At 71.4% G+C, this 25,271-nt stretch carries 26 protein-coding genes and 2 pseudogenes; 13 read left to right on the plus strand and 15 right to left on the minus strand.

The features are described from left to right. Positions 1-61 precede the first annotated feature (61 nt). From ACIOWN_RS26440 to ACIOWN_RS26460, 5 genes and pseudogenes are all read left to right on the plus strand, one after another. Entirely contained in the window at positions 62-493 is a 432-nt protein-coding gene (locus tag ACIOWN_RS26440) for an Hsp20/alpha crystallin family protein (RefSeq protein WP_362348931.1), read from the plus strand. Between the two features lie 101 nt (positions 494-594). Next, positions 595-990: a DUF2267 domain-containing protein gene (locus tag ACIOWN_RS26445; RefSeq protein WP_362348933.1), complete on the plus strand. Its 396-nt coding sequence runs from the start codon at positions 595-597 to the stop codon at positions 988-990. Between the two features lie 55 nt (positions 991-1,045). After that, entirely contained in the window at positions 1,046-1,483 is a 438-nt protein-coding gene (locus tag ACIOWN_RS26450; RefSeq protein ID WP_401983493.1) for a DUF2267 domain-containing protein, read from the plus strand. Positions 1,484-1,613: 130 nt separating this feature from the next. After that, a pseudogene (locus ACIOWN_RS26455) lies at positions 1,614-1,781 on the plus strand (hypothetical protein); the annotation flags it as partial. A gap of 93 nt (positions 1,782-1,874) precedes the next feature. Next, positions 1,875-3,053: a GDSL-type esterase/lipase family protein gene (locus ACIOWN_RS26460; RefSeq protein ID WP_401983495.1), complete on the plus strand. Its 1,179-nt coding sequence runs from the start codon at positions 1,875-1,877 to the stop codon at positions 3,051-3,053. 125 nt (positions 3,054-3,178) lie between these two features. On the opposite strand, the gene ACIOWN_RS26465 is transcribed toward ACIOWN_RS26460, so the two are convergent. Continuing rightward, on the minus strand, positions 3,179-3,760 hold the full coding sequence (locus ACIOWN_RS26465) for a hypothetical protein (RefSeq protein WP_401983497.1): 582 nt from the start codon (positions 3,758-3,760) through the stop codon (positions 3,179-3,181). Positions 3,761-3,985: 225 nt separating this feature from the next. Here ACIOWN_RS26465 and ACIOWN_RS26470 point away from each other — a divergent pair, with 225 nt between their 5' ends. From ACIOWN_RS26470 to ACIOWN_RS26480, 3 genes and pseudogenes are all read left to right on the plus strand, one after another. Next, the gene (locus ACIOWN_RS26470) at positions 3,986-4,900 is read left to right on the plus strand and encodes a LysR family transcriptional regulator (RefSeq protein ID WP_362348940.1); all 915 of its coding nucleotides are present in this window, start codon (positions 3,986-3,988) and stop codon (positions 4,898-4,900) included. Between the two features lie 142 nt (positions 4,901-5,042). Next, entirely contained in the window at positions 5,043-5,849 is an 807-nt protein-coding gene (locus ACIOWN_RS26475) for an SDR family NAD(P)-dependent oxidoreductase (RefSeq protein WP_401983499.1), read from the plus strand. Between the two features lie 18 nt (positions 5,850-5,867). Then, positions 5,868-6,040: pseudogene (locus tag ACIOWN_RS26480) on the plus strand (2-thiouracil desulfurase family protein); the annotation flags it as partial. Positions 6,041-6,105: 65 nt separating this feature from the next. Here ACIOWN_RS26480 and ACIOWN_RS26485 read toward each other — a convergent pair. Together ACIOWN_RS26485 and ACIOWN_RS26490 are read right to left on the minus strand one after the other, a co-directional pair. Beyond that, positions 6,106-7,602, minus strand: coding sequence for an MFS transporter (locus ACIOWN_RS26485; protein WP_401983500.1), 1,497 nt, complete (start codon positions 7,600-7,602; stop codon positions 6,106-6,108). A 156-nt stretch (positions 7,603-7,758) separates the two neighbouring features. Then, on the minus strand, positions 7,759-8,688 hold the full coding sequence (locus tag ACIOWN_RS26490; protein WP_401983501.1) for a sigma-70 family RNA polymerase sigma factor: 930 nt from the start codon (positions 8,686-8,688) through the stop codon (positions 7,759-7,761). 166 nt (positions 8,689-8,854) lie between these two features. Here ACIOWN_RS26490 and ACIOWN_RS26495 point away from each other — a divergent pair, with 166 nt between their 5' ends. After that, positions 8,855-9,286 carry a hypothetical protein gene (locus ACIOWN_RS26495; RefSeq protein WP_401983503.1) on the plus strand — a complete coding sequence of 144 codons (432 nt, stop codon included), beginning with the start codon at positions 8,855-8,857 and terminating at the stop codon, positions 9,284-9,286. A 119-nt stretch (positions 9,287-9,405) separates the two neighbouring features. On the opposite strand, the gene ACIOWN_RS26500 is transcribed toward ACIOWN_RS26495, so the two are convergent. The 3 genes from ACIOWN_RS26500 to ACIOWN_RS26510 all read right to left on the minus strand — a co-directional run bounded on the left by ACIOWN_RS26500 (position 9,406) and on the right by ACIOWN_RS26510 (position 11,852). Further along, complete coding sequence (locus ACIOWN_RS26500; RefSeq protein WP_362348948.1) at positions 9,406-10,308, minus strand: universal stress protein; 903 nt, start codon at positions 10,306-10,308, stop codon at positions 9,406-9,408. Between the two features lie 141 nt (positions 10,309-10,449). Next, the gene (locus ACIOWN_RS26505) at positions 10,450-10,887 is read right to left on the minus strand and encodes a glutaredoxin domain-containing protein (RefSeq protein ID WP_401983572.1); all 438 of its coding nucleotides are present in this window, start codon (positions 10,885-10,887) and stop codon (positions 10,450-10,452) included. A gap of 335 nt (positions 10,888-11,222) precedes the next feature. After that, on the minus strand, positions 11,223-11,852 hold the full coding sequence (locus tag ACIOWN_RS26510; protein WP_401983504.1) for a hypothetical protein: 630 nt from the start codon (positions 11,850-11,852) through the stop codon (positions 11,223-11,225). Between the two features lie 247 nt (positions 11,853-12,099). Between ACIOWN_RS26510 and ACIOWN_RS26515 the strand changes: the two genes are divergently transcribed. Further along, entirely contained in the window at positions 12,100-12,732 is a 633-nt protein-coding gene (locus ACIOWN_RS26515) for a TetR/AcrR family transcriptional regulator (protein ID WP_362348952.1), read from the plus strand. A gap of 78 nt (positions 12,733-12,810) precedes the next feature. On the opposite strand, the gene ACIOWN_RS26520 is transcribed toward ACIOWN_RS26515, so the two are convergent. The 6 genes from ACIOWN_RS26520 to ACIOWN_RS26545 all read right to left on the minus strand — a co-directional run bounded on the left by ACIOWN_RS26520 (position 12,811) and on the right by ACIOWN_RS26545 (position 19,678). After that, on the minus strand, positions 12,811-14,427 hold the full coding sequence (locus ACIOWN_RS26520; RefSeq protein WP_401983506.1) for a long-chain fatty acid--CoA ligase: 1,617 nt from the start codon (positions 14,425-14,427) through the stop codon (positions 12,811-12,813). A 53-nt stretch (positions 14,428-14,480) separates the two neighbouring features. Next, on the minus strand, positions 14,481-15,815 hold the full coding sequence (locus ACIOWN_RS26525; RefSeq protein WP_401983507.1) for an MFS transporter: 1,335 nt from the start codon (positions 15,813-15,815) through the stop codon (positions 14,481-14,483). A gap of 148 nt (positions 15,816-15,963) precedes the next feature. Continuing rightward, positions 15,964-17,160, minus strand: coding sequence for an acetyl-CoA C-acyltransferase (locus tag ACIOWN_RS26530; RefSeq protein ID WP_362348958.1), 1,197 nt, complete (start codon positions 17,158-17,160; stop codon positions 15,964-15,966). Further along, a complete protein-coding gene (locus ACIOWN_RS26535; protein ID WP_401983510.1) occupies positions 17,157-18,065 on the minus strand; it encodes an SDR family NAD(P)-dependent oxidoreductase in 909 nt (302 codons plus the stop codon). Before ACIOWN_RS26535 ends, ACIOWN_RS26530 begins: the two co-directional genes overlap by 4 nt. A 128-nt stretch (positions 18,066-18,193) precedes the next feature. After that, entirely contained in the window at positions 18,194-19,318 is a 1,125-nt protein-coding gene (locus tag ACIOWN_RS26540; protein ID WP_401983511.1) for a HupE/UreJ family protein, read from the minus strand. Positions 19,319-19,414: 96 nt separating this feature from the next. After that, a complete protein-coding gene (locus ACIOWN_RS26545; protein ID WP_362348965.1) occupies positions 19,415-19,678 on the minus strand; it encodes a hypothetical protein in 264 nt (87 codons plus the stop codon). Positions 19,679-20,061: 383 nt separating this feature from the next. Between ACIOWN_RS26545 and ACIOWN_RS26550 the strand changes: the two genes are divergently transcribed. The 3 genes from ACIOWN_RS26550 to ACIOWN_RS26560 all read left to right on the plus strand — a co-directional run bounded on the left by ACIOWN_RS26550 (position 20,062) and on the right by ACIOWN_RS26560 (position 22,270). Continuing rightward, positions 20,062-20,379, plus strand: coding sequence for a hypothetical protein (locus ACIOWN_RS26550; protein ID WP_401983513.1), 318 nt, complete (start codon positions 20,062-20,064; stop codon positions 20,377-20,379). A gap of 406 nt (positions 20,380-20,785) precedes the next feature. Continuing rightward, positions 20,786-21,601 (plus strand): alpha/beta fold hydrolase, encoded by an 816-nt coding sequence (locus ACIOWN_RS26555; protein WP_362348968.1) that lies wholly within the window; start codon positions 20,786-20,788, stop codon positions 21,599-21,601. 378 nt (positions 21,602-21,979) lie between these two features. Next, complete coding sequence (locus ACIOWN_RS26560; protein WP_100570919.1) at positions 21,980-22,270, plus strand: DUF3040 domain-containing protein; 291 nt, start codon at positions 21,980-21,982, stop codon at positions 22,268-22,270. 70 nt (positions 22,271-22,340) lie between these two features. On the opposite strand, the gene ACIOWN_RS26565 is transcribed toward ACIOWN_RS26560, so the two are convergent. The 3 genes from ACIOWN_RS26565 to ACIOWN_RS26575 form a co-directional block, all read right to left on the minus strand. Further along, the gene (locus tag ACIOWN_RS26565; RefSeq protein WP_401983515.1) at positions 22,341-23,600 is read right to left on the minus strand and encodes a cation:proton antiporter; all 1,260 of its coding nucleotides are present in this window, start codon (positions 23,598-23,600) and stop codon (positions 22,341-22,343) included. Positions 23,601-23,604: 4 nt separating this feature from the next. Next, complete coding sequence (locus tag ACIOWN_RS26570) at positions 23,605-24,075, minus strand: TrkA C-terminal domain-containing protein (RefSeq protein WP_326806421.1); 471 nt, start codon at positions 24,073-24,075, stop codon at positions 23,605-23,607. 276 nt (positions 24,076-24,351) lie between these two features. Further along, complete coding sequence (locus tag ACIOWN_RS26575; RefSeq protein ID WP_362348972.1) at positions 24,352-25,221, minus strand: alpha/beta hydrolase; 870 nt, start codon at positions 25,219-25,221, stop codon at positions 24,352-24,354. Positions 25,222-25,271 lie beyond the last annotated feature (50 nt).

A 25,271-nucleotide genomic window follows, 5' to 3' on the forward strand; every position in this document is an offset into this window, starting at 1 on the left:
CAACGGTGTCAGTGAGGCGCATTGGCAGCCACTGCCTGAACCCGCTGGAGGTGTTTTCACGATGTTGATGCGCACTGACCCCTTCCGTGAGCTGGACCGGCTGGCGCAGCAGTTGATGGGCCCGGGCACCTGGTCCCGGCCGTCGGCGATGCCGATGGACGCCTACCGCGAGGGCGACGAGTACGTGGTGGCTTTCGACCTTCCGGGCGTCACCGCGGACGCGATCGACATCGACGTCGAGCGGAACATGCTCACCGTCAAGGCCGAGCGGCGGCCGGTGGCGAAGTCCGGCGACGTACAGATGGAGCTGTCCGAGCGGCCGCTGGGTGTCTTCTCCCGCCAGATCGTGCTCGCCGACACCCTCGACACCGAGCACATCCAGGCCGACTACGACGCGGGCGTGCTCACCCTGCGCATCCCGATCGCCGAGCGCGCCAAGCCCCGCAAGATCTCCATCGGCGTCGGATCCGGCCGCAAGGAGATCTCCGGCTGACACCGGCCGGACGGGTGCGGAGGACGGGCACCTGATCTCCCCCTCACCCCGCCCTCCGCACCCCTCTCGGGCAGACCGAAGAAGAAGGGGCGGCGGCTGAGATGACTCTGCGACGCGAAGCGTTCCTCGGCCACGTGAAGGAACGCGGTGAGTACGACACCCTGGAGGAAGCCGAGCGCGCGGCGCGTGTGGTGCTCGCCCTCCTCGGCGCGCACCTGGTCGGCGACGTCCGCGCCCAGCTGGCGGCGCGCCTGCCTGAGGAATTCTCCCTGATCCTGCTCAACCCGCTGCAGAGCGCCGAGCCGCTGTCCCCTGAGCGTTTCGTCCGCGCGACCGCCGCGTGGATCGAGGGGGCCACCGAGCAGACCGCGGCCTGGGACGTCAGCGCCGTGCTGTCCACCGCCGCCGACGCCGCCGGCGAGGACCTGCTGAGCCAGATCCTGCTCCAGCTCCCGGCCGGCTACGACCTGCTCTTCGGCCGCCCCCAGCCCACCTGACCATCCGCCACGCCGGTGCCCGAACACCGCCCAAGCAAGAAAGGCAACCACCCCAGTGATCTCCGACCGGCACGCACAGCCCCGGCAGCCGTACGGGACGGCATACGAGCAGATGCTGGAGAAGGTCCGCTACGAGGGCGCCTACCCCACCCGTGACAAAGCCGACGAAGCCGTCCGCCTGGTTCTTGCCGGACTGGGGCGCCAGCTGACCGGCGAGGAACGCGTTGACCTGGCTGCCTGCCTGCCCCTGGAAGCCGCACGCGTGCTGACCGCGCAGATCCCCGACACCCAGCCGCTGACCGGCTGGGCCTTCGTCAAGGACCTCGCCGCCCGCACCGGCGCCTCCCTGGCCACCACCCGCTGGGACACCGGCTCCGTCTTCTCCGCCGTCGCCGCCTACGCCGGCCCCACCCTGATCACCCGCATCCTGCACCAGCTCCCCACCGGCTACGCCCTGCTGTTCGGCCGCGCCGAACTCACCCGGGCCGCGTAGACGGCGACATGCGTGCTCGGGGCGGGCACGACCGCTGCGCCGGTGTCCGCCCCGGTCAGGTCCGGCGACGTGCGGCGGGATCGAGCTCAGCGACGCGTCGGGCGGACCGCGTCGACACCGGGGCGGGCGTGCCGACCTGCGCACGGCCGCCGGACGCTACCCGGCCGACCGGCGGCTGCACCGGCTGATCGCCGAACCGCGCGCGGGCAGCGAGCGGTTCTCCGACCACCCGCGGGTCGAACCCGTCACACCTCGCCCTTCTCACCGTCCTCGGTACCCAGGATCTCGTCAACGCTGACGACTTTTGCCTATAGGCCGTAGGCAAATGCATAATGAGGTTCGGGTCGAGGCTTTCCTCGACGCTCCGACTCCTGATCAACAGGCTGAGGCGATGAGCACCGAGCACGACTGGATCACCACACCCGTCACCGCGGACCTCCTGCGCGGGCACCTGGACGTGGAGCGCACCGCGCACGGTCTGCTGCCGCACCGGCTGCCCGCCGGCGCGCGCCGGCAGATCCCCGACGACCAGCTGGCGATGGCCGAGGCCCAGCCGTCCGGCGTACGGCTGGCCTTCCGCACCCGGGCGACCACCGTCGAACTGGAGACCCTGCCCACCAAGAGGGCCTACCGCGGCTTCCCGGCCCCGGCGGACGGCGTCTACGACCTGCTGGTCGACGGTCGCCTCGCGGGCCAGGCCACGGTGACCGGCGGCAACGTCCGCACCGTCGACATGGCCACCCAGTCCGCCGAGCTGCTCGAAGGGCCTCCCGGCACCGCCCGGTTCACCGATCTGCCCGCGCGGGACAAGGACGTCGAGATCTGGCTTCCCCATACGGAGATCACCGAGCTGATCGCCCTGCGCACCGACGCCCCGGTCGTACCGGCGCCGGACAGCGGACGCAGGGTGTGGCTGCACCACGGCAGTTCCATCAGCCACGGCTCGAACGCCGCCCATCCGAGCGCCATCTGGCCGGCCCTGGCCGCGGCCCGCGGCGAAGTGGAGCTGGTCAACCTGGGGTTCGGCGGCAGCGCGCTGCTCGACCCGTTCACCGCCCGCGCGATGCGGGACACCCCCGCGGACCTGATCAGCCTCAAGATCGGCATCAATGTCGTCAACACGGACGCGATGCGCCTGCGGGCCTTCACGCCCGCCGTCCACGGCTTCCTCGACACCATCCGCGAGGGGCATCCGACGACGCCGCTGCTGGTCGTGTCCTCCATCCTCTGCCCGGTCCAGGAGGACACCCCCGGCCCCCTCGCACCCGACTTCGCCGACGGGACCCTGCGGTTCAAGGCCACGGGCGATCCGGCCGAGCGCGCCGCCGGGCGCCTGACACTCCACGTCATCCGCCACGAACTCGCCCGGATCGTCGAGCAGCGGGCGGCCGACGACCCGAACCTGCACCATCTCGACGGCCGTGAACTGTACGGCGAGGCGGACTACGCCGAACTCCCGCTGCCCGACGAGGTCCACCCCGGCCCCGCGGCGCACCGTCGTATCGCCGACAACTTCGCGCGGCTCGCGTTCGGCACCGGCGGCCCCTTCGCCTCCGTGACCGGCGGCTGATCACATCGCGGTCGGGCAGGGCGCGACAGCGGTCCCGCCCCGCGCCCCGCCGTGGCCCCGGTCCGGCGGGCCGACGGCCGCGACATCGGTGTCCGAGACCCGACGACGACCGGGGGCCGTTTCCGTCAACGGCCCCCCGGGCGTCCGGTGCCGCTGGTCAGGTGTGGTTCCCGGTGGTTCTCGGGGCGGCGTCGCGGATCGGTTCGGGTCAGGCCCGCGGAGACCGGAGCGGGGCCGAGATCGCCGTCGCCGTCCTGGTGGCGCAGGACCCAGTCGTCGAGGTCGAGGGCCGTTTCCAGCGGCTCCCTGGCCATGTGGGCGCGCAGGCGGCTCGCCCCGCCGGTCCCGGTCCGCCCTGGCAGGAGCAGTTCCTCCCGGAAGCCGGTCTCGGCCACGGCGAAGCGCGCCCTGGCGGCCTGCGGGGACACGCCCAGGACGTCGCCGACGAGCTGCCAGTCGGCGCCGCCCGTGCGCTCGTACACGGCGGCGCTTTCGAAGAAACGCCGCGCGGCCGCGAGCACGTGGGCGGCGTCGGCCAGCACCGCACCCGGCGCGCGCGTGGTCCCGTCGGCGTTCAGCTCATGTGCGCCGACGGGCACCGCGGCCCGCGCGAGATCCGCCAGTACGCACGCGTCATAGGCCATCAGCAGCCTCGCTCGCGCCGTGTCCGTGTACGGCACGCCCGCTTCCTTGTCAGCTTCGCTCATGCCGGTCAGCCTCAGCTCCCATCGATCGGGGGCGGTCGTCGTCACTCAGTGCCCTGCGCGCGGTCGGCAGCACGGTGCCTACGGCGCCGCCGAAGTGACCGCCGCGTCCGCCGCCACCAATGATGAGCATGACCGCAAGACCAGCGGTCCACAATGCGTCATCGACGCAGCCTGCCCAAGGCTGGGCCACAGGCTGGCCCTAAGGTTCAGCTTTAGGCTGGGGCGATGCGCTACGACCTGGACGACCTGCGGCTCTTTCTCCACATCGTGACGGAGGGGTCGATCACGGCGGGCGCCGAACGGATGCACCTGAGCCTGCCTTCCGCCAGCGCCAGGGTGCGTTCGCTGGAACACCACGCCGGCGTTGCACTGCTCATCCGCGGACGACGAGGCGTGCGGCCCACGCCGGCGGGCACGACACTGGCACGCCACGCACGCGACGTCCTCGACCGGACCGCGCGCCTCGAAAGCGCCGTCGCCGGCTACACCCGGTCCCCGACCGCACCGCTCACCCTGCTGGCGGGTGGATCCGCGATGCATCGGCTGGTGCCCCAGGGCCTGGTGTCCTTCCTGCGCGCGCACCCGGACGTCGACGTCAGGGTGTGCGAGAGCCGCACGCCGCAGACGGTGCGGATGCTCGCCGACGGCGAGGCGGATCTCGGGGTCGTCGTCGACGACGAGGCCCGCGACTGCGGCCTGCGCATGGAGGCTCTCGGTGACGACTCCCTCGTGGTGATCGGCCAGGCCGGAGGAATCATCGCCGGCCGGACCTCACTGACCTTCAGCGAGGTCGCCGAGCATCCGCTCGTCGGGCTCGACCGCGGTTCCTCGCTGCGCCGCTGGATCGAGGAGCACCTCGGGCCGCAGGCTCCGGTGGCGCGCTACCGCACCACCGTGGCCGACCTCGGCGTCCTCGTCGCCCTCGCCGCCGCGGGCGTCGGGCTCGCGGTCGTACCGCGTCGCGCCATCGACCCCGACCAGCCGCTCACCGTCTGCGAACTGCAGGATCCCTGGGCGCGCCGCCACCTTCTGCTGGCCTGGGGCGTCAAGGACGGCGCCGCGCCTACGGCCACCGCGGCGCTCGCCGGGCATCTGCGCGAGGCGGCACTGTCCGAGGGGCGCGCCGGAGGTCGCGGCTAGCTAGTGCCGCGGCGAGCGACAGGCGAGAGGCGGTCCCGGGCCGCCTGGGGCAAGCTGCGAGAGGAGGAAGCACCACGCCGGCCTCGGTGGATGCGATCTGTGAAGGGCGGTGCTGAGCGTGAGGGACCCGAATACCGGATCCGTGGGGACTGCGGAACAGGGCGGCATGTCGCCGGGCGCCGACGCCGAAGCACCGCCGGACGCGCCCTTGTCGGGGTGCGCGGCGCTGGTGACCGGCGCGTCCAGCGGCATCGGTGCGGCGACGGCCCGGGAACTGGCCCGACTCGGCGCGGCCGTGGCGGTCGTCGCCCGGCGTACCGAGCGGCTGGAGGAACTGGCCGCGGACATCCGCGAGCACGGCGGCTCGTGCGCCGTGCTCACCGCCGACCTGCGGGACGCGGCGCAGGCGCGCCGGGCCGTCGAAGAAGCCGTCGGCCGCCTCGCACGGTTGGACGTGCTGGTGAACAACGCCGGTTACGTGGCCATGGGTCCCGTCGAGGAGAGTGACCCGGCGGACTGGGAGCGGATGGTCGGCCTCAACCTCAACGCAGTCCTGCAGATGTCACGATCGGCGTTGCCGCACCTGCTGCGGGCGGCGGCGGAGGGGACTCGCGGGGTCGCCGATCTGGTGAACGTCAGCTCGGTCGCGGGCAGGGTGGTGCGCAGGAACAACGTCGTGTACTCGGCGACGAAGCACGCGGTGGGCGCGTTCAGCGAGGGCATGCGCCAGGAGGTGACCGGGAGGCGCGTCCGGGTGGGACTGATCGAACCCGGCATGACCATGACGGAGATGGCGGCCGGCAGCGGGCGCCTCGCCGCCGGGGACCTGCCGCAGGACGCCTGGCTGCGTGCCGAGGACATCGCCCGCGCCATCACCTACATGATCACCCAGCCGCCGCACGCGGCGGTCAACGAGATCATGATGCGCCCCACGGCCCAGGAACGCTGATCGCGGTTGGCCTGGGGCGTGCAAGCGATCCTGGTCAGCGCGTGTCTGCGGGGAGTGCCGTGCCGGTTCGACGGGCGGCACAAGGTCCCTCGGCGATCGAGGAGGCGGTGGCCCGCCGCGAAGTCGTCTCCTGCTGCCCGGAGGTCGCGGGCGGGCTCGTGACCCCGCGGCGGCCGGCGGAGCGCCCGGGGCGCAACTCGGTTTCCCTGCCGGCCTGATGAGGAGGGCCGGGCTGCCCGGCCCTCCTCATCGGCTGTCAGGTGGGCACCTTCTCCGGTTCGGTGGCCGGTTCGGTGGTGGGCGGGCCGGGTGTCGGCAGCGGGCCGCCGCGCAGCAGCGCGCCGCTGACGACGGCGCCGAGCGCGAAGATGCCGGCGCACCACCAGAACACCCGGGTGTAGCCGTGGATCGTCGCCAGGTGGAGCAGCGCCGGTCCCGGCTTGCCCTGTGCGTGGCCGGTCAGGTAGTCGGTGGTGGCGCTCGCCGCGATCGTGTTGAGCAGCGCGGTGCCGATGGCGCCGCCCAACTGCTGGCCGGTGTTGATGGCGGCCGAGGCGATGCCCGCGTCCTGCGGCAGCACCCCGGAGGTTCCGGTGCGCAGAGCGGCGGCGAAGATCATGCCCATGCCGAGCCCGATCACCATGATCGGCCCGAGAAGCGTCGAGGCGTAGTGGGAGTCCGGCCCGATCCGGGTCAGCAGGGCCATGCCGACGACGTTGATCAGCATGCCCGCGGTGATCAGCGGCCGCGGTCCGAAGCGCGGCATCAGCCGGATGTTGCCTACGGTGCTCGCCGCGGCCGTGACGCCCACCATCGGCAGCAGGGCGACACCCGACTTGATCGCCGAGTACCCCAGGTCGGTCTGCAGGTAGTAGACGAGGAAGAGCAGCACGCCGAACATGCCCGCGCCGATGACCAGTGCGGCGAGGTAGGAACCGCCGCGATTGCGGTCGAGCACGATGCGCGGGGGCAGCAGCGGGTGCTGGGCGCGGCGCTGCCAGAAGGAGAACAGGACCACCAGCACGCCGCCGGCCACGAGGAAGCCCCAGGTCGACGGGGTGTGCCAGCTGTGCGTCGCCGCGTTGGAGAAGCCGTAGACCAGGCAGAGCAGGCCGCCGGACACCACGATCACGCCGGGGACGTCCATCCTGGCGCCGGTGCGCGGCTGCCGGGTCAGCAGCGAGGAGCCGACGATCAGCGAGAAGGCGGCGAAGACCAGGTTGATGTACATGCACCAGCGCCAGTTCAGGGCGGAGGTCAGCGCGCCTCCGATGAGCAGGCCCATGCCGCCGCCACCGGCCGCGACCGCGCTGAAGACGCCGAATGCCCTGCCGCGCTCCTTGGGGTCGGTGAACGTGGTCGCCAGCAGCGACAAGGTGGTGGGTGCGAGCAGCGCGGCGAAGACGCCCTGGCAGGCGCGGGCGGCCACCAGCATGCCGAAGCTGCTGGCGGCGCCGCCGACCGCGGAGGCGGCCGCGAAGCCGGCCAGACCGGCGATGAACGTCTCCTTGCGTCCGATGAGGTCGGCGAGCCGGCCGCTGAACAGCAGCAGGCTGCCGTAGCTCAGGGCGTACGCCGTCACGACCCACTGCTTGTCCGCGGCCGAGAAGTGCAGCGCGGTCTGCGCCGACGGCAGGGCCAGGTTCATCACCGTGGCGTCGAGGGTCAGCATGAGGTATGCGGTGCAGATGACGGCGAGGACCATCCATCGCCGTGATTCCCCGGCCGCGGGCACGGCGCTGGGTGTGGACATGAGGTGTCTCCTAGTCGCATGAGTCGGAGTTCGGGCTCAGTCCGTATGACAGGCGACGGCCGCCGGATGTGACGGGGTGTACGTCCCGGCCCGGGAACGGGCCGGTCGGGGTACTCCGCACCGGTCCCGGTCGGGGCCATGGCGTGCCGCGGCGGTTCAGCGCAGAACGATGTCCACGCCGGTGAGGTCGGCGCGGACGTCGATGCCGGTGATCAGGTCGCCGGCGATACCGAAGCGGTACACGGCCAGCGGCACGCCGCCCGGGGCGTAGGCCAGTCCGGCGGAGCCGTCGACCAGAGCGGGCACCGGGTCCCAGGAGAGCTTGGCGAAGGCGCGCGCGACGGCGTCGGAGCCGCGGAGCTCCGTCACCGCGTCCCTCCCCCTGGCCGCGCCCATCCGCACGGCCGTCCGGTCGGAGCGGAGCACGATGTCCGGGGCGAGCAGGGTCAGCAGCGCCTCGAAGTCTCCCTCGCGGGAAGCGGTGAGGAAGGCGCGGATGAGATCGGCCTTGCCGGCCTGGTCGGTGCCGGTGCCCCCGTCCGGTGCCGGCTCGCCCGTCGGGCCCGCGCCCGGTGCGGCCGCGGCGACGCCCGGCCGTTGGACGCGGCGGCGGGCGCGGCTGGCCAGTTGGCGGGCCGCGGCCGGAGTGCGGTACACGATCGGCGCGATCTCCTCGAAGGGCACGGCGAACATGTCGTGCAGCACGAACGCCAGCCGCTCGGCCGGCGTGAGCGTGTCGAGGATGAGGAGCATGGCGGCGCCGACCGACTCGGCGAGCAGCGCCTCCCCTTCCGGGTCGACCGGCGTGTCCGGGCGGGGCGAGCCGCCGGTCTCGGGGACGTCGACCAGGTCCTCGCGGCGCGACCTGCGCGACTGGAGCATGTTCAACGACACCCGGGCCACGACGGTGGTGAGCCAGCCGCTCATGTTCTCGACCGCGGCGGTGTCCGAGCGGCTGACGCGGAGCCAGGCCTCCTGGACGGCGTCGTCCGCCTCGGCCGGCGAGCCGAGCATCCGGTACGCCACCGCCCGCAGGCGGGGGCGGTCGGTCTCGAACCGAGCGGCCAGCCAGTCGTGTTCGGTCATCGGGTCACACTCTCCCCACGGGTGCCTCGGATCCGACGGGCCCGAGCCCGCCCATGTGACGCCCGCGGGGCCGAAAGTGTGACATCCGGGCCGGGCGCCCGACCGGGCGGGATCGCAGCGGCCGGACGCGGGCCGGAGCGCTTCCGCCCGCTTGAAGGAGGACGCCGTGAGCCCACCGCTCGCGGACGGCGCCGACCGGTGGCGGACGCTCCTGGAGGCCACGGAGCCGGGGACGGCGCTGCCCCGGGCGCTGGAGTCCGCGGTTGAGCAGGCCCTGCTCCCGCCGGACGAGGAGGCCACCCAGGCGCTGCTGCGCACCTGTGGGCTGCTCCGGGCCGCGGCCGAGGACGCCCTGCGGGCCGTCTGGTACCGGGTCGACCACGAATCCGAGGAGCGGCTCGTCCCGGTGATCGCGCGGCTCTCGGGCGGGCGCCTCGACGATCTGGAGGTACGGGTCACCGCGGCCGCGGCCACCGACGCGATCCGGATCGCCCTGGGGACGGGGGCCGGCGCGGAGGCCGGAGCCGAGGGACCGGGCTCCCCCGCCGACCTCGCCGTCCGCTGCCTGCGCCGATTCGGCCGGACGGCGGTCTCATAGGGGTCCGGGAAGCGTCGCACCCCAACAGGACGTACGGGCGGCTGAGTCAGATACGCGCGAACCGGCCATGGCTCTCGCCACTGATCACGGGCAGGCGGGCCCGGCGGGGAGGCTCCGCCTCACTCGTGGGGCACGACGGCCAGCGGGCAGCGGACGTGGTGGACGGCGGCGTGGGTGACGGGGCCGATGCGCGGAACCGCCGGCCGGCCGGACAGGCGGCGGCCGACGACGAGGAGGCTCGCCGCGGAGGCGGCCCGGACCAGCACGGTGGAGGCCCTGCCCTCCACGACGGTCTCCAGGACCTCGGTGTTCGGGTACTTCTCGCGCCACGCCTTCAGCACGGCGGACAGGAAGCCCCGCCACTCCTCGGCCTGCTCGGGATCGTTGATCAGCCCGATGTCCCCGGGGCCGAGGCTGATCGCGGAGGGCGGCTGCCAGGCGTACACGACACGCAGCCGGGCGTGCCGCAGCCGCGCCGCCTCGAACGCGAACTCGATCACCTCGTCGCAGGCGTCGGCGAGGTCGATGCCGAGCACCACGTCGCGGAAGCCGGTGCTGGTGGACGGGCGGCCGTCGCCGGCCGGGTAGTGCTCGTCCTCGGCCTCCTCCCCCGCCCGTACGAGGACCACGGGGCGCGGGGCCGTCGCGACCACCCCCTGGGCGACGGAGCCGACCAGGACTCCGGTGAAGCCGCTGAGGCCTCGCGAGCCCACCACCAGCAGTTCGGCCCGCTCGGTCGCCTTCAGCAGGGCCGCGGTCGCCGGGCCGTCGACCTGCTCGTCGGTGAGGTCCACCTCGGGTACGGAGCCACGGAGGTGCTTTTCGGCCTGCCGCAGGGTGCGGTGTGCCCGATGCCGCTGGGCGGCGTGCGCGGTTTCGCTCTCCGCCTGGCCACGGGTCCAGTTCCGGGCATGCACGAGGCGCAGCGGCCGATCGCGGCGCACCGCCTCACGGGCGGCCCACTCGACGGCGGCGAGGCTCTCGGCGGATCCGTCCACTCCGACGACGACAGGCGACAGCATGGCGCGCACCTCCTGCGCTCGGTCTGCTCCTTACTGTCACTGTCTTACCGCGATCACTCGGTGGATATGGGCCACAAGGGCTCCCCCAGGCCCATTCGGCCCCTGTGGGCCCGCACCCGCGCGTGTGGGCCCGCACCCTGATCAGGCGGAAGCGGAGAGCTGTCCGCGTACCCAGGCGGGATCGGGGTTGGTGTGCGGCCGGCCCGCAACGACGACGGTCGGCACGGTCTCGTTGCCACCGTTGGCCGCCCGCACCGCCGCCGCGCCGGCCGGGTCACGCCAGATGTTGACCCAGTGGGCCTGGCGGGCGCGATGGGCCAACCGGATGCGCAGCCTCAGACAGTACTTGCAGCCCGGCCGCCAGAAGACGATCGGCCGGCCGTCGACCGCGCTGCGGTTCTGTGCCTGCTGAGCACCGATCGACCGCGGGAAGACGAGCGGCGAGTACATGCCTGCGAGCAGCACGAACACCAGCAGGTACGCCACGGCCCGGCCGGGGCTCCCCTGGAAGATCAGCACGGTCGCCAGGACCGAGCCGCAGAGCACGAACAGGACGGGCAGAAACCACGCGCGTTTCATGAACATGATGACTCAGGCTACCGATACGCGTTCGCGCGCCGCTCGGCTAGGGCGAACTCGGCCGCCGCGCCGCCGCCTTGATCAGTCTCCTGATGTCGTTCAGGTCGGCCTCGAACTCGGCGGTGAGGTCGACGGGAAGGTCCAGCCACTGCCCAAGTCTGCTGTGGCCGGGCAGTTCACCCTCCGGAACCCGGCCGCGACGGCCGCGCGGGTCGGGAGTGCCGGGAGCGAAGCGGCCCGAGGCCTCGGAGGCGGCGAACCGGACGGGCCCCGTGGTGCGGGGCCCGTCGCAGTGTGATGCCGTCGCGCTGTGCCGCTCTCACGCCGGGCGTGGTTCAGCGCAGCCAGGTGTGGTTGCGGACGATCGGCAGCCGCGCCCACAGCCGGCCCAGGCCCCAGGTGGTGCCCGCGCCCGCCGCCGCCACGGCGATCAGGGCGACCGCGTAGATCACGTGGTAGTCGGCGAACGGATTCGTCGACATGCTCGGGGATCCGTTCGACAGATGCCTCGCCGGTGGCCATTCGGCGATCCACATCAGCGCCATCATCGCCGTGCCCGCCACGGCGGCCGGCCGCAGCGCCACACCGGCCACGGCGGCCGCCCCGATGGCGAGGAGGCCCAGCATGAACAGCCAGTCCACCCATGTCCGGCCGGCCCACGAGTGGAACGTGGACTCCATCGGCCCGGCGGCGACGGAGCTGAGGAAGCCCTTCGTCGGCGATCCGCCGTCGACCCAGCCCTTGCCGGAAGCGGTCGCGTAGCCGAGGCCGAAGACCTTGTCCAGGAACGCCCACAGGAAGACGAACCCGGTCAGGATGCGCAGGGACGCGAGGGTGTACGCCTGAGCGGCGGTGTGCGTGCCGAGGTGCTCCGACACGCCGGACGCGGAGACGGAGGTCCGGTTCCGGCGGAAGACCGGCAGATGGAAAGCCGGGTTCCGGTGAGCGTGCTCGTCCACGGCCATGGCAGTGATCCCTTCGCGTGTGTCCGGTCCTTGCCCTTTCACCTCCCACCCTTGTCGTGGACGCCGCGCGCCGCCGGATGCCGAAAGGCCACGACCTGTGGGCCGAAGGTCCCTGTCCGCGGGGCCAGTTGGGCGAACTCGTACTGCCCGGGCCGTCGTTTCCCGCCGGAAATACTAGCGAGTATCATCATCAGGGCGGCTTGCCCTGTGAACAGTGCACCGAGTACCGAGCGAGAGAAGGTTCTGGATGTCAGTCACGGACGGCGCCGAGGCCGACAACGCCAAGCGCCGCATTCTGGATGCCGCGGCCGAGGCCTTCATGGAGCAGGGATTCGGCGTCGCCATCGACGACATCGCCGACAGTGTCGGCGCCACCAAGGGGCTGATCTACTACCACTTCCGCTCCAAGTTCGACATCTTCCTGGCCGCCTACGAGCACGGCATGCGAACCGTCCATGACCAGGTGGAGCCGCTGGCCAAGGCCACGGGGAGCGGGCGGGAGAGGCTGGTCGCCATGTCGACGCAGCACGTGATGAACCTCATGACGAATCTCGCGTATCACCATGTCGTTCATCTCGGAGTGCGGGAACAGTCGTCCACCGCGCTGAAACCGCGTCAGCGGAATGCGCTGGATGAACTCAATCTGCTGCGGGCCGAGTACGAAGGCCTTTTCCTCCAGGTCGTCGAGGACGGAATTGCCGACGGCACCCTTCGCCCCGTGCGCGCGAAATTGGCCGCGAGGACCTTGCTGTGCAGTCTGAATGCCGTCGACATGTGGTTCCACCGGATCGAGGGACAGTCGCCGGAGGACCTGCGGCAGCTCGCCGACGAGGTCGTGGACCTCGTGGTCGGAGGACTGGTCCTCGATCCGGTGCGCTGAGTGCGTGCGACGGGCGGGTGCGCACGCTCGCGTACGCCTGCGCGCTGCCCCGTCCGGCGTGACGGCCGCGGCCGCCGGTCAGCCGCTCCCGGCGATCAGCAACTGACGCAGCGCGGCCTTCGCGAACTTGCCGGAGGCCGTCTTGGGCAGCTCGTCGAGCATCACGACCCTCTCGGGGATCCACCATTTGGCCACCCGCCCGGACAGATGCCGGCGTACGTCCTGCGCGGTGAGGCCCGAGTCCGGTAGCGGTACCACGCAGGCGAGGGGCCTTTCTCCCCACTTGTCGTCGGGCACCGCGATGACCGCCGCCTCCAGGACATCGGGCATCGCCATGATCGCGTTCTCCAGTTCGACCGACGAGATCCACTCGCCGCCGGACTTGATGAGGTCCTTGGTCCGGTCGACGATGCGCACGACTCCGTGGTGGTCGATGGTGGCCACGTCACCGGTGCGCAACCAGCCGTCCTCGGTGAACGCGGCGGCATGGGGGGCGCCGCCGAAATAGGCGGCCGCGATCGTCGGGCCGGCGACCTGGAGTTCGCCCCGGTGCCGTCCGTCGCGCGGTGCGAGGGAACCGTCCTCGGCGACCAGGCGCAGCGAGCACAGCATCGTGGGAGGCCCGGGGGCGGCCAGTGCCGTGACGCGGTCGCTGCCGGTCAGGGAGTGCGCGTCTTCGCTGGGTATTCTCGCGCTGCAGACGAGCGGGCTGGTCTCGGTCATGCCCCAGGAACTCGTCAGCGGGAGCCCGGTCCTTTCCTGGAAGGCGCGGGAGAGGGACTCGGGCAGGGCGCCGCCGCCGCTGACGAGGCGTCTGACCGAGCCGAGGTCGGCGTCGGTGATGTGGGGCAGCATCCCGCGCCAGACCGTGGCCACGGCGGCGGCGAAGGTGACCCGGTGCTCCTCCATGCCGCGCACCAGACCGTCCGGTGACATGACCGGGCCGGGCATGACCAGGTTCGCACCGGCCATCAGCGCCGCGTAGGGAAGGCCCCAGGCGTTGACGTGGAACATGGGCACGACGGGCATCACCGTGTCGTCCTCGCTGATGGCGAAGGTGTCCGCCATCAGCAGGGTCATCGCGTGCAGCACGATCGAGCGATGGTCGTAGAGGACTCCCTTGGGGCGGCCCGTGGTCCCCGAGGTGTAGCACAGGGCGGCGGCGGTTCGTTCGCCGACGGGCTCGAACGCCTCGACCGGCCGTGCGCCGGCGAGGAGGGACTCGTAGTCGTGTACCCGGGGGCCGGACGGCAGCTCTGCCGGTGAGCCGTCGTCCATCACGATCAGGTGCCGCACGCTCGGGCACGTGTCGAGCAGGGGGCGTACCACGTCGAGGATCGAGCGGTCGACGAAGAGGACGTCATCGGCGGCGTCGTCGACGATGTGGGCGATGTCCTCCGTGAAGAGGCGATGGTTGATCGTGTGCAGGACCCGCCCGGTGCACGGCACCGCCATGTACAGCTCCAGGTGGCGCTGCGAGTTCCAGCCGAACGTCCCCACCCGGGCGCCGGCGGGGACACCCAGGTGGTCGAGCACTCCGGCGAGACGGCGGATGCGGTCGGCCACTTCGCCGTACGACGCGGAGACGGTGCCGCTCAGCCGTTCCGTGGTGACGTGCTTGCGGCTGAACCTGTGTTCCATGCCGTCCATGAGCATCGGCAGCGACAAGGGGCGGTCTTGCATGAGGCCGTGCATGTGGGTTCCTTCTGTCTCGCTGTCTCGCTGTCTCGTTCGGAGTCCGGTCGCGGTCAGGGCGAGACGGGCACCGGGGCTTCGGCCGCGTCCTCGCTGCGTACGGCGTTCGCGAGCAGCGGGGTGAGCAGGACGCCGCCGACCGAGCAGGCGATGACGACCCAGAGCCCCGCGCTCGGATTGCCGGTCGCGTCCTCGGCCAGGCCGAAGGCGTACGGGCCGAGGAATCCGCCGAGAAGCCCGATCGTGTTGATGAACGCGAGTCCGGCGGCGGCGACCAGGCCCGACATCCTGGCCATGGCAACCGACCAGAACAGCGGCAGGGTGCCGAACACGAAGATCATGGACACGGCTATCAGCAGGATCTGGACGGCCGGGGACGACGAGAGCACGAATATCGCCGCCGTCACCGCTGTCGCGGCCGCGAGGATCCCGATGAGAGCCACCTCGTTGCCGAAACGACGGTGGACGACCGGCACCAGGAGCACTCCGATGGTGGCGCCGATCCCGGAGCTGCCCGACACCAGCCCGATGAGGAACGAACCATGGACGTTCAAGTCCTCCACGATGGAAGGGAGGTTGAAGACGATGCCTACGTTGGTGATCTGGTTGAGCAGGTAGATCAGCGCCACGATGACGATGAAGGGGCGGGCGAAGGCCCTCTTCAGGTTGCCCTTGATGCGGTTCTCGCTCTCCGCGCCGTCACCGGTGGCGCGGGCGGACAGGATGCCGGCTTCCTCGGACGTCAGCCACTTGGCGTCGCGGGGGGTCTCCGGGAGGCTGAACCAGACGAGGACACCGACCAGCATGGTCACGAGGCCCTCGATCAGGAACATCCACTGCCACCCGTGCAGGCCGAGAGCGCTGTCGAGTTCCATCAGCGCGCCGCCCAGCGGGTTGCCGACGATCAGTGCGACGGTCGGGGCCAGGTAGACGAATCCGACCACGGTGGCGCGGTGCTTCTGGGAGAACCAGACGGTGACCATGTACATCAGGGTCGGGTAGAGGCCGGCCTCGGCCATGCCGAGGAAGAAGCGCAGCGCGTAGAACGACCATTCGCCCTGGACGAACATCATGGCCGCCGAGAGCGCGCCCCAGGTGAGGGCGATTCGCGCGATCCAGCGTCTTGGGCCGATTCTGTGCATGATCAGGCTGCTCGGCACCTCGAGGAAGGCGTAGCTGACGAAGAAGATGCCGGCGCCCAGTCCGAAGGCGGTGACACTGATACCGACATCGGCCTGCAGATGGGTCTTGGCGAGCGCGACGTTCGTGCGGTCGACGTAGGCCATGAAATAGGCCGCGAGCATGATGGGCAGAAGCCTGACCAGGGCCTTGCGAGTGGCGCGCTCGTGCAGCGAATCCGCCGCCGGGGAAACCGGGTTGATGGCCATCGGAGCCCTTTCATCGGGGGTGAGGTGCTCGTGAACTGCTCGTGAGGTGCGTTGAGGTGCTCGTGATGTGCGCGCAGCGCACAGGGGGGTGACGCGGTGTCGCCTCGGTACTGCAGCGGTGCGAAGACGGGGCTGTGCCCTCGTCCTGTCAGAAGATCTCGAAGAGCCCGGCGGCGCCCATGCCCCCGCCGACGCACATGGTGACGACCGCGAACCGGGCGCCGCGCCGCCGCCCTTCGAGCAGGGCGTGACCGACGAGGCGGGCACCGGTCATGCCGTAGGGGTGCCCGACGGCGATGGCGCCCCCGTTGACATTGAGCTTGGCCGGATCGATGCCCAGGCGGTCGCGGCAGTGGACGGCCTGGGACGCGAACGCCTCGTTGAGCTCCCACAAGTCGATGTCGTCGACGCGGAGGCCGTGTCGGGCGAGCAGCTTCGGCACCGCGTGGACGGGACCGATGCCCATCTCGTCCGGCTCGCAGCCGGCGACGGCGATCCCCCGGTAGGCGCCGAGCGGGGTGAGTCCGCGCCTCGCGGCCTCGCGGGCCTCCATCACGACGGCGGCGGAGGCGCCGTCGGAGAGCTGGGAGGCGTTGCCGGCGGTGACGGTCGAGGTCGTGGTCACCTTCCCGTCGGGAAGCACGGGCCGCAGGCGGGAGAGTGCTTCCCCGGTCGTCGAAGGGCGGTTTCCCTCGTCCGTGTCCAGGGTGAACTCCTGGATGGCCGCGGCGTCCGGTCCGTCGGGAGCCGAGCGCCGGCCGGAGAAGGCGACGATCTCTTCGTCGAAGAGGCCCGCCTGTTGCGCGGCGGCCGTCCGCTGCTGCGACAGCAGGGCGAACTCGTCCTGTTCGTCCCGGCTGACGCCGTAGCGCTCCGCCACGATCTCCGCTGTTTCCAGCATGCTCGTGTACACCGAGGGCTTCTCGCGTACGAGCCAGGGGTCGAGCGTCCGGTGGCTGTTCCGGTGCTCGTTCTGGACCAGGGAGATCGACTCGACACCGCCGCCGATCACGATGTTCATCCCGTCGACGACGACCTGTTTCGCCGCGGTCGCCATCGCCATCAGGCCCGAGGCGCACTGCCGGTCGATGGTCATTGCGGACACCGACACCGGCAGACCCGCCCGCAGCGCGCCCTGCCGGGCGACGTTCATCCCCGTCGAGCCCTCCTGCATCGCGCAGCCCAACACGATGTCCTCGACGTCCTGTCCGTCGACCCCCGCGCGCCGCAGCGAGCCGGTGATCGCGTGGGCGGCCAGATGCTGGCCCGACGTGTCGCTGAACGAGCCGCGGTACGCCTTGCCGATCGGCGTGCGGGCGGTGGAGACGATGACGGCCTCTCTCACGGCACCGCTCCCGCCTCGGTGCCGGCGATGGCGGCGTACCGCTTCGTCTGGTCGAACGCGGACGCGGTGATCACGGGCTCGCTCATGTCGCTGATCTCGGCCCACCGCTCGGCGATGGCCTCGGGCGAGCGGTCGCCCTCCGGGAGGTACACCCCGGCGGACTCCTTCATCTGCGCGACGGCGAAGACACCGGCGCCGGCCGCGAGGATGGTCTTGGTGGGGGCCTGTTCACTCACGAGGAACAAGGCACCCGGAGCGATCGACTCCGGGGTGAGCAGGCCGAGGACCTCCTCGTCGATCAGGCCCTCGGTCATCCGCGTGGCGGCGGTCGGAGCGAGCGCGTTGACGTGGATGCCCTTGGGCTCGCCCTCGATCGCCAGGACGTTCATCAGGCCGACCAGGCCGGACTTCGCCGCACCGTAGTTGGACTGGCCGAAGTTGCCGTAGATCCCCGAGGCCGACGTGGTCATCAGCACCCTGCCGTAGCCCTGTTCCGCCATGTGCGGCCACACCGCCTTGGTGCAGTGGACGGAGCCCATCAGGTGCACGTCCACGACCTGGCGGACGTGATCCAGCCGGATCTTCGCGAAGGACTTGTCGCGCAGGATTCCGGCGTTGTTGATGAGGATGTCGACGCGGCCCCACCGCTCGAGGGTCTCGCCGACCATGTTCTCGACGGCTTCCGGGTCGGTGACGTCGCAGAGGTGGGCGAACGCCTCGCCGCCGGCGGCCCGGATCGCGGCCGCGACCTCGGCCGCCGCACTCCCCTCGACGGATGCTCCACTCGGCGCCCCCATGTCGTTGACGACCACCTTGACGCCGCGCTCGGCGAGGGCCGTGGCGTGTGCCCGCCCCAGCCCGCCGCCCGCACCGGTCACCACCGCGACCTGACCTTCGAAGTTCATCTCACTCCCGTCATACTACGGAGTATCATGATGGCCAGGACGTGAATGAGGTGTCAACAGTCAATTTCACGGTGGACCGGCGTGCCCCTCGGTCAGCATCCGGGCGCACCGAAGGGTGCTCCAAGACTTCAGGCGGAGCCCAGCGGGCCCGCTGGGCCCCAGACACGGTCCAGGAACCAGTACAGGCCGACCGTCACGATGACTGCCGTCAGCGTGACGGCCACCCAACGGGCCGCGGGCGTCCGGCGGGCCAGGGCCAGCAACGGGAAGAGGACGGCGATGACGGCCAGTTGGGCGGCCTCGATGCCGACGTTGAAGCTCAGCAGCGGCAGCAGCAGTCCCCACGATCCCGGTTCGCGGATGTCGAGCGCGCCGGCGAAGCCCAGTCCGTGGATCAGGCCGAAGGCGAAGACCACCGGGAGCCGCCACTTGCCCAGTCCGTCCTCGCCCCTCCCCAGGAGGTTGGCGACCGCCACGACGACGATCGACGCCGCGATGACCGGCTCGACGAGGGCGCCGGGCACATCCACCACGCCGAGCGCCGCCAGGAGGAACGTGATGCTGTGGGCGGCGGTGAAGGCGGTGGCGGTGACGAGGACGTCACGCAGCCGGCGCGCGCCCATGACAAGGGCGGTCAGGAGGAGCACATGGTCGAGGCCGAACAGCAGATGCCCGGTGCCGAGGAGGAAGAACTCCCCGACCTGGTGGCCCGTTCGGCGCTGGGCGGTGCGCAGCGTCGGGTCGGCGGCGGAGAGGACCACTGAGCCCTCCCTGCCGTCGAGCTCGTAGGTGACCAGGGTCTTGGTGCTGTGCACGAACGACTCCTGGTCGGGAAAGAGGGCGCTGGAGACGGTGTGCTCGCCTCCGCCGCCCGCGCAGTCGTAGGCGAGGGTCAGCACCGCGAAGGCCTTGCCGCCCCGGACACGTATGTCCGCGCGGTCGGCCATGGACGGTGTGCAGGGCTTGTCGTCGTGGGCCACGGCGAACCGCTCGGTGACGTACTCGGTCACCGCGTCGTGGTTGACCGCGAGTTGGTGGAGCCGCTCGGTACGCCCCCTGGCCTCGTAGGCCTCGGCGTGGAGCCACGCCGACTTCATCAGCAGGTCGTATTCGAGTTCGAGTTCGGCCGTGACGTGTGTGCCCTCGCCGGTCAGCCGGGCGTGGGCCGTGGTGGTGGCGTCGTGTGCCGAGGCCGGGACGCTTCCCGGGAGGAGGAAGAAGAGGAGCAGGGGGAGGACGTACAGCCGGCGCATGGTCTGGTGCCTCCAATGCGGGAGGAGGGCCGCCCCGGACCGGGGTCCGGGGCGGCCGGCTGTCACATACGGTCCGACGTCACCGGCGGCGGGACGTCACCGGTGGTCGAACCAGGCCGACAGCGGCGAGCTGTCGCTCAGCCTGCCGGGGCGGCCGTCGGCGTCCCTGGTGACGAAGACGGCCGGCTGGGAGGCGGTCACGCCGCCGCCGGAGGAGCGCGCCGTCACGAACCAGGCATAGGCGGTGGCGTCCTTGAGGCGGTCCCACCGCACCTGGGCGACCTGGCCCGAGGCGACGGCGCTCCTGCCGGTGATCTGCTTCAGCTTGTACAGGCGTCCGGATTCGGACTCGCGCCGCACGCGTCGTCGCCGTGGTCGTCAGCTCGCCTCCAGGACGGGCTCACCCTTCGGAACACCCGCCACCCACCCTTTCGCGAGGGTCGCAACGGCCGCGTGCGCCGCCGGGAACGGGTCCCCGACAGGGGGTCGCGCCGTTGTTACGGAAGGCCTTCGGCCATTCGCGGGAGGAGAGGCGGCGAAACCGCCAGGTGGCCCGCGCACTCCCCCGATCGATGCTCCGTACAAGGGAGAGTTACGGATATATCCGCGTTTCGTAACACGAATCGGTTTGGCGATCTGCTGTCGTCGTGGAGGGCCACAGTGTGGCGTCCCGGCACCAAGCCGGGAATTCGGACCGCGCGCCCGGCCAACCAGGGCGGGTGTGCATGACCGTGAGGGGATTCATGTCTGTTTCTCGTACGGCGCTCCGCCTGATCGCCACCTGTGTGGCTTCGGGCGCCCTCGTCGGCGCGGCCGCCCTGCCGGCCCTGGCGGCCGGCGCGGACCACGACGGCGCGAGGAACCTCCCGCAGAGCCAGCGGGCGGACCTCTTCAGGATCGACCACGACCACGACCGCGGCGACCGCGACGGCCGTCACGGTCACTTCGGCGACCGCGACCGGAACCGGGCCTGGCACCACGGCTGGTACAACAACCGGCCCTGGTACCGGCACCACCACGGCTGGTACGGCGACCGGCACCACTTCCCCGGCCGCCGCTGACCCGCCCCTGAAGCAGTGCTGTGACGCGGAGGCGAACGGCATCCTCCGCCACCGCCGTCACAGCGGGTGTGGCCGTTGCACCGAAGGGCCGAAGACCGTGCGCACGGTCTTCGGCCCTTCGGCCGCGTGCGGCGCCCTCCGCAGCCGTCAAGAGGATGCTCTCGCCGCAGTCGTCCGGTTGCCGCTCGTGATCCGCGTGTGAGGTCGGCCACCTAACCATTGCTGACAGCGGAATCTTCGGCTTAACGTCCCCGCAATCCGTTTGAGCGGACGGCTTGTACGGCCGGTCTCCGTTCGGCGGCGGCCTTCGGGCGCGGGCTCGGAGCGGAGCCTTCTCCGTGCGGCGAGGCGTGTTCCGTCGCGTGGTTCCGGCAGCGCGTGCCCCTGGCGGCGTGAGGAGTCGCCCATGATTCGCGTAAGCCCGCTCCCCGTCCGCACTCTGACCGGAGCCGTGTTCGGCGCCGCCGTCGAGGTGGCCGCGATCGTCGCGGCGCTGGCCCTGTACCCGTCCGGCTTCGGCGAGGGCCGGCAACGCCGCGGTCCCGGATCCTGGCCGGTGGCGCCTTCGGACAGCACTGTGGCCCTTCCGGCCCTCTCCACCGACAGCCCGGTCCTGCTGGTGCACGGCTTGTGCAGCAACCGCGCGATCTTCCACGTCATGAGGCGCGGCCTGCGGCAGGCGGGCTTCCGCCGGGTCGCCGTGCTGAACTACAACTGGCTGAACAACGACGTCCGCAGCGCCGCGCGCCTGCTGGCGGACCAGGTGGAACGGGTCTGCGAGGGCAGCGGGCACGAGCGCGTCCACGTGATAGGACACAGTCTCGGCGGCGTGGTCGCCCGCTACTACGTGCAGCGCATGGGCGGCGACGCCCGGGTGCACACACTGGTCACCCTGGGCGCCCCCCACACCGGCACGCTGGCCGCGACGCTGCCTCTGCCCCTGCGGGCGATCCGGCAACTGCGCCCGGGCAGCGACGTGCTCGCGGAACTCGCCGAGCCCGCCTCCGGCTGCGGGACCCGCTTCGTGGCGTTCCACAGCGACCTCGACGAGCTGATCGTCCCTGCCGCCAACGCCCGGCTGGTCCACCCCGACCTTCGGATACGCAACGTCGCCGTGCGGGCCGTCGGCCATGTCTCACTGCCGATGCACGCCAGGGTGGTCGGTGAGGTCTGCCGCGTGCTCCACGACGCGCACGGCGCCGAGCCCCTGGCCGCGGCCTGAGCCGCGGCGGCCCGCATCCTGGCCGGTCCATCGGTTCCGGCACCCATTCCGTGCCGTCTGTGGGCGTCGGGTCCGCCCGTAAATGGGTGTCGGACCCGATGGCGGCACATCGCGGCCGCGGGCGAGGGTGTACGCGACCCCTTTCGACGGTCGTACCGGCGTGCGGCCGGCCGTTGCCGCGTGCTCGGGCCCCGGTGCCCCGGAGTCGGGGGAAGCCGCGAGTCCGTCGAGTCCAGTCGAGTCACGAGAGGAGCCCGGCACCGATGGCGGCAGTGCCACGGCGGCCTGCCCGGTCGCGGGGTGTGGGCTTCCGACCGTACGGCCCGTGCCGCCGTGCCGTGGCTCCCGCCCGCCGTCGCGTGCCGGGAGGAGCGCGTCATGCCCGGAACCGATGACAAGCTGCTCGGCGAGATCGCGGCTCGCGTGTACCGGGACGATCCCCGGTTCGCCCGCGCCCTCCGGGCCGGCCGCCCCTGCCCGCCACGCGAGTACCGGCGCACCCGGGCCTGGCTGCTGCTCACCTTCGCCCTGCTGGTGCTGGGCACCGGCATCACTCTGGCCCACGGACTGCTCATCGTCACCGGCATGGTCCTGGCCGGTATGGCCGGAGAACTGTGCGACCCCCGGCGCGGTCCGCGCAGACAGCGGGTTCCCCCGCCCCGTTCCTGACTGCGGCGGCCCGCCGGGCCACCGGACCGGGACCGGCCGACCGCCCCACTCCTGATCGGCCGGTCCTGACTCACGACCGGCCGACCGTGTCCTGATCGGCCACCTTCTCCTGCGGCCCGGCCCCCGGCGCCCAGCCCTCGGCCGGTGCGCCGCCCGCCGGGGCGGACCTGCCGAGCAGGCCCGTCAGGCGTCGGGCCACCGGTTCGGTGTAGCGAGCGGTGAGCGGGCCGATGATGACAAGGATCAGCACGTACGCCGTGGCCAGCGGACCGAGGTCGGGTTCGATCCCGGCCGTGACCGCGAGCCCGGCGATGACGATGGAGAACTCGCCCCGGGCGACCAGCGTGCCGCCCGCGCGCCAGCGGCCCTTGACGGAGACACCGGCCCGCTTGGCGGCCCAGTAGCCGGTGGCGATCTTGGTCAGGGCGGTGACGACGGCCAGGGCGAGCGCGGGCAGCAGCACCGGCGGAATGGACTGCGGGTCGGTGTGCAGTCCGAAGAACACGAAGAACACCGCCGCGAACAGGTCGCGCAACGGGGCCAGGAGGTTGTGCGCGCCCTCCGCCACCTCGCCGGACAGGGCGATGCCGACCAGGAACGCGCCCACGGCGGCCGAGACCTGCAACTGCTGGGCGAGCCCCGCGACCAGCAGGGTCAGGCCCAGCACGACCAGCAGCAGCTTCTCGGGGTCGTCGTTGGAGACGAAGCGCGAGATGTGCCGTCCGAACCGCACCGCCACCAGCAGCACCAGCGCGGCGACACCGAGGGCGATGGCCAGCGTGACGCTGCCCGCCGCCAGCCCCGCGCCGGCCAGCAGGGCGGTGATGATCGGCAGGTACACGGCCATGGACAGGTCCTCGAGGACCAGGATGCTGAGGATCACCGGCGTCTCCCGGTTTCCCAGCCGGCCCAGATCGCCCAGGACCTTGGCGATCACACCGGACGAGGAGATCCAGGTCACCCCGGCAAGGACGACGGCCGCGACCGGCCCCCAGCCCAGCAGCAACGCCATGGCGGCGCCTGGCAGGGCGTTGAGCGTGGCGTCGACGAGCCCGGCCGAGTACTGGGTCTTGAGGTTGGAGACCAGGTCACTGGCGGTGTACTCAAGGCCCAGCATGAGCAGCAGCAGGATGACGCCGATCTCGGCGCCGATGGCGACGAACTCCTCACTGGTGTCCAGCGGGAGCAGTCCGCCCTGGCCGAAGGCGAGCCCGGCGAGCAGGTACAGGGGGATGGGCGAGAACTGGAAGCGCCCGGCGAACCGCCCCAGCAGGCCCAGGCCGAGGATGATCGCGCCGAACTCGATCAGAAAGACAGCGGACGAGTGCACGCGATCACTCCCGACCGAGTATCGCCGCGGCGGCATCGGCGCCCTCGCGCGTACCGATCACGATCAGGGTGTCCCCGCCCGCCAGCCGGAGGTCGGGCCCGGGGGACGGGATCGCCTCGGCCCTCCGCAGCACCGCCACGATCGACACGCCGGTCTCGGTGCGCATCCGGGTCTCCCCCAGCACCCGCCCGTTCCAGTACGAGGTGGCCGACAGTTCGACGCGCTCCGCCACCAGTCCCAACTCGGTCGTCGACAGCAGGTTGGGGCTGTGGTGGGACGGCATGAGCGCGTCAATTACGGCCGCCGTCTCCCCGGCGGTCATCCGCACGGACAGGGCGCAGGCGTCGGGATCGTCCTCGCGGTACGCGCTCAGGGTCCGTGTTCCGTCCCGGTGTGCGACCACGGACAGACGGCGCTGTTCTCGCGTGGTGAGGTCGTAGCGGACCCCTATTCCCGGCAACGGCGTACCACTCATGCGCGCAGCGCCCACTGTCGTGCTCCCTGTCGTCCGACTTGGTTGTTTCTTTGCCAACCCTTAACGGCACCCTATCGAGCTGAGCCGGGCGGAGGGAATGCGGACAGTGTCGGCTCCGTCTCATTCCGGAGTACGGGAGAGGGAAGTCGGTGCGCCGGAAGCCGGGGACGTAGTGGGCCAGTACCTCGGCCTCGATGTTCCCGAACGTCGTGTCGGGGCGGTCCGAGCCGGTACCGCAAGCGCTTCGCCGCCACCCGCGAGGAGCGGTCGGCCGCGTCAGGCGAGGACGCGGCCGAGGAAGTCGCGGATGTGCCCGGCGATGGTGTCGAGGTGGCTCTCCAGAGCGAAGTGCCCTGACTCGATCAGGTGGATCTCGGCGTCGGGCAGGTCCCGGCCGAACGCCGTGGCACCCTCGGGGCCGAAGATCTCGTCGTTGGCTCCCCAGACCGCCAGCAGCGGCACCTGGGAGTCCCGGAAGTAGCGCTGGACCCGGGGGTAGAGGTCCACGTTCGAGGGATAGTCACGGAAGAGCCTCAGCTGGATCTCGTCGTTGCCCGGCCGGTCCAGCAGGGCCTGGTCGTGGACCCAGTTGTCGGGGCTGACCAGGCTGGGATCCGCCACCCCGTTGACGTACTGCCGGCGTGTGACGTCGCGGGTCAGGGCGCCTCGTACGGGGGCCTCGGTGTTCGGCCCGGGTGCCTTGGCGTAGGCGAAGAGGCCGTCCCAGAAGGGCTTGACGAAGCCCTCGTCGTAGGCGTTGCCGTTCTGGGTGATGATCGCGGTGACGCGGTCCGGGGCCTGGAGGGCGAGACGCCAGCCGATGGGGGCACCGTAGTCGTGCACGTACATCGCGAACCGGTCGACGCCCAGCCGCTGGAGCAGCCCGGAGGTGGTCTCGGTAAGGGCGTCGAAGGTGTACGGGAAGTCCTGCGGGGAGGGCATCGCCGACTGGCCGAAGCCGATGTGGTCGGGGGCGATCACGCGGTACCGGTCCGCGAGCGCCGGGATCAGGTGGCGGAACATGTGCGAACTGGTCGGGAAGCCGTGCAGGAGTACGACCACGGGGGCCCGTGGATCGCCGGCCTCCCGGTAGAAGACGTCGAGACCGTCGACGGTGGCCGTGCGGTGGTGGACTGCGAAGACCATGCCTCTCACCCATCTCTCGAGTTTCGGACGCTGTCACTCCAGTCGAACAC

The organism is Streptomyces sp. NPDC087787 (assembly GCF_044743035.1).
In the GTDB taxonomy this organism is placed as follows: Bacteria; Actinomycetota; Actinomycetes; order Streptomycetales; family Streptomycetaceae; genus Streptomyces.

Bases quoted from the DNA above. Each gene is read 5' to 3' on its own strand.
- ACIOWN_RS26460 (WP_401983495.1), top strand. From the start codon at position 1,875: ATGAGCACCGAGCACGACTGGATCACCACACCCGTCACCGCGGACCTC.
- ACIOWN_RS26485 (WP_401983500.1), bottom strand. From the start codon at position 7,602: ATGTCCACACCCAGCGCCGTGCCCGCGGCCGGGGAATCACGGCGATGG.
- ACIOWN_RS26465 (WP_401983497.1), bottom strand. From the start codon at position 3,760: ATGAGCGAAGCTGACAAGGAAGCGGGCGTGCCGTACACGGACACGGCG.
- ACIOWN_RS26505 (WP_401983572.1), bottom strand. From the start codon at position 10,887: ATGAAACGCGCGTGGTTTCTGCCCGTCCTGTTCGTGCTCTGCGGCTCG.
- ACIOWN_RS26555 (WP_362348968.1), top strand. From the start codon at position 20,786: ATGATTCGCGTAAGCCCGCTCCCCGTCCGCACTCTGACCGGAGCCGTG.
- ACIOWN_RS26515 (WP_362348952.1), top strand. From the start codon at position 12,100: ATGTCAGTCACGGACGGCGCCGAGGCCGACAACGCCAAGCGCCGCATT.
- ACIOWN_RS26510 (WP_401983504.1), bottom strand. From the start codon at position 11,852: ATGGCCGTGGACGAGCACGCTCACCGGAACCCGGCTTTCCATCTGCCG.
- ACIOWN_RS26520 (WP_401983506.1), bottom strand. From the start codon at position 14,427: ATGCACGGCCTCATGCAAGACCGCCCCTTGTCGCTGCCGATGCTCATG.
- ACIOWN_RS26525 (WP_401983507.1), bottom strand. From the start codon at position 15,815: ATGGCCATCAACCCGGTTTCCCCGGCGGCGGATTCGCTGCACGAGCGC.
- ACIOWN_RS26570 (WP_326806421.1), bottom strand. From the start codon at position 24,075: ATGAGTGGTACGCCGTTGCCGGGAATAGGGGTCCGCTACGACCTCACC.
- ACIOWN_RS26575 (WP_362348972.1), bottom strand. From the start codon at position 25,221: ATGGTCTTCGCAGTCCACCACCGCACGGCCACCGTCGACGGTCTCGAC.
- ACIOWN_RS26560 (WP_100570919.1), top strand. From the start codon at position 21,980: ATGCCCGGAACCGATGACAAGCTGCTCGGCGAGATCGCGGCTCGCGTG.
- ACIOWN_RS26535 (WP_401983510.1), bottom strand. From the start codon at position 18,065: ATGAACTTCGAAGGTCAGGTCGCGGTGGTGACCGGTGCGGGCGGCGGG.
- ACIOWN_RS26445 (WP_362348933.1), top strand. From the start codon at position 595: ATGACTCTGCGACGCGAAGCGTTCCTCGGCCACGTGAAGGAACGCGGT.
- ACIOWN_RS26490 (WP_401983501.1), bottom strand. From the start codon at position 8,688: ATGACCGAACACGACTGGCTGGCCGCTCGGTTCGAGACCGACCGCCCC.
- ACIOWN_RS26550 (WP_401983513.1), top strand. From the start codon at position 20,062: ATGTCTGTTTCTCGTACGGCGCTCCGCCTGATCGCCACCTGTGTGGCT.
- ACIOWN_RS26440 (WP_362348931.1), top strand. From the start codon at position 62: ATGTTGATGCGCACTGACCCCTTCCGTGAGCTGGACCGGCTGGCGCAG.
- ACIOWN_RS26540 (WP_401983511.1), bottom strand. From the start codon at position 19,318: ATGCGCCGGCTGTACGTCCTCCCCCTGCTCCTCTTCTTCCTCCTCCCG.
- ACIOWN_RS26470 (WP_362348940.1), top strand. From the start codon at position 3,986: ATGCGCTACGACCTGGACGACCTGCGGCTCTTTCTCCACATCGTGACG.
- ACIOWN_RS26500 (WP_362348948.1), bottom strand. From the start codon at position 10,308: ATGCTGTCGCCTGTCGTCGTCGGAGTGGACGGATCCGCCGAGAGCCTC.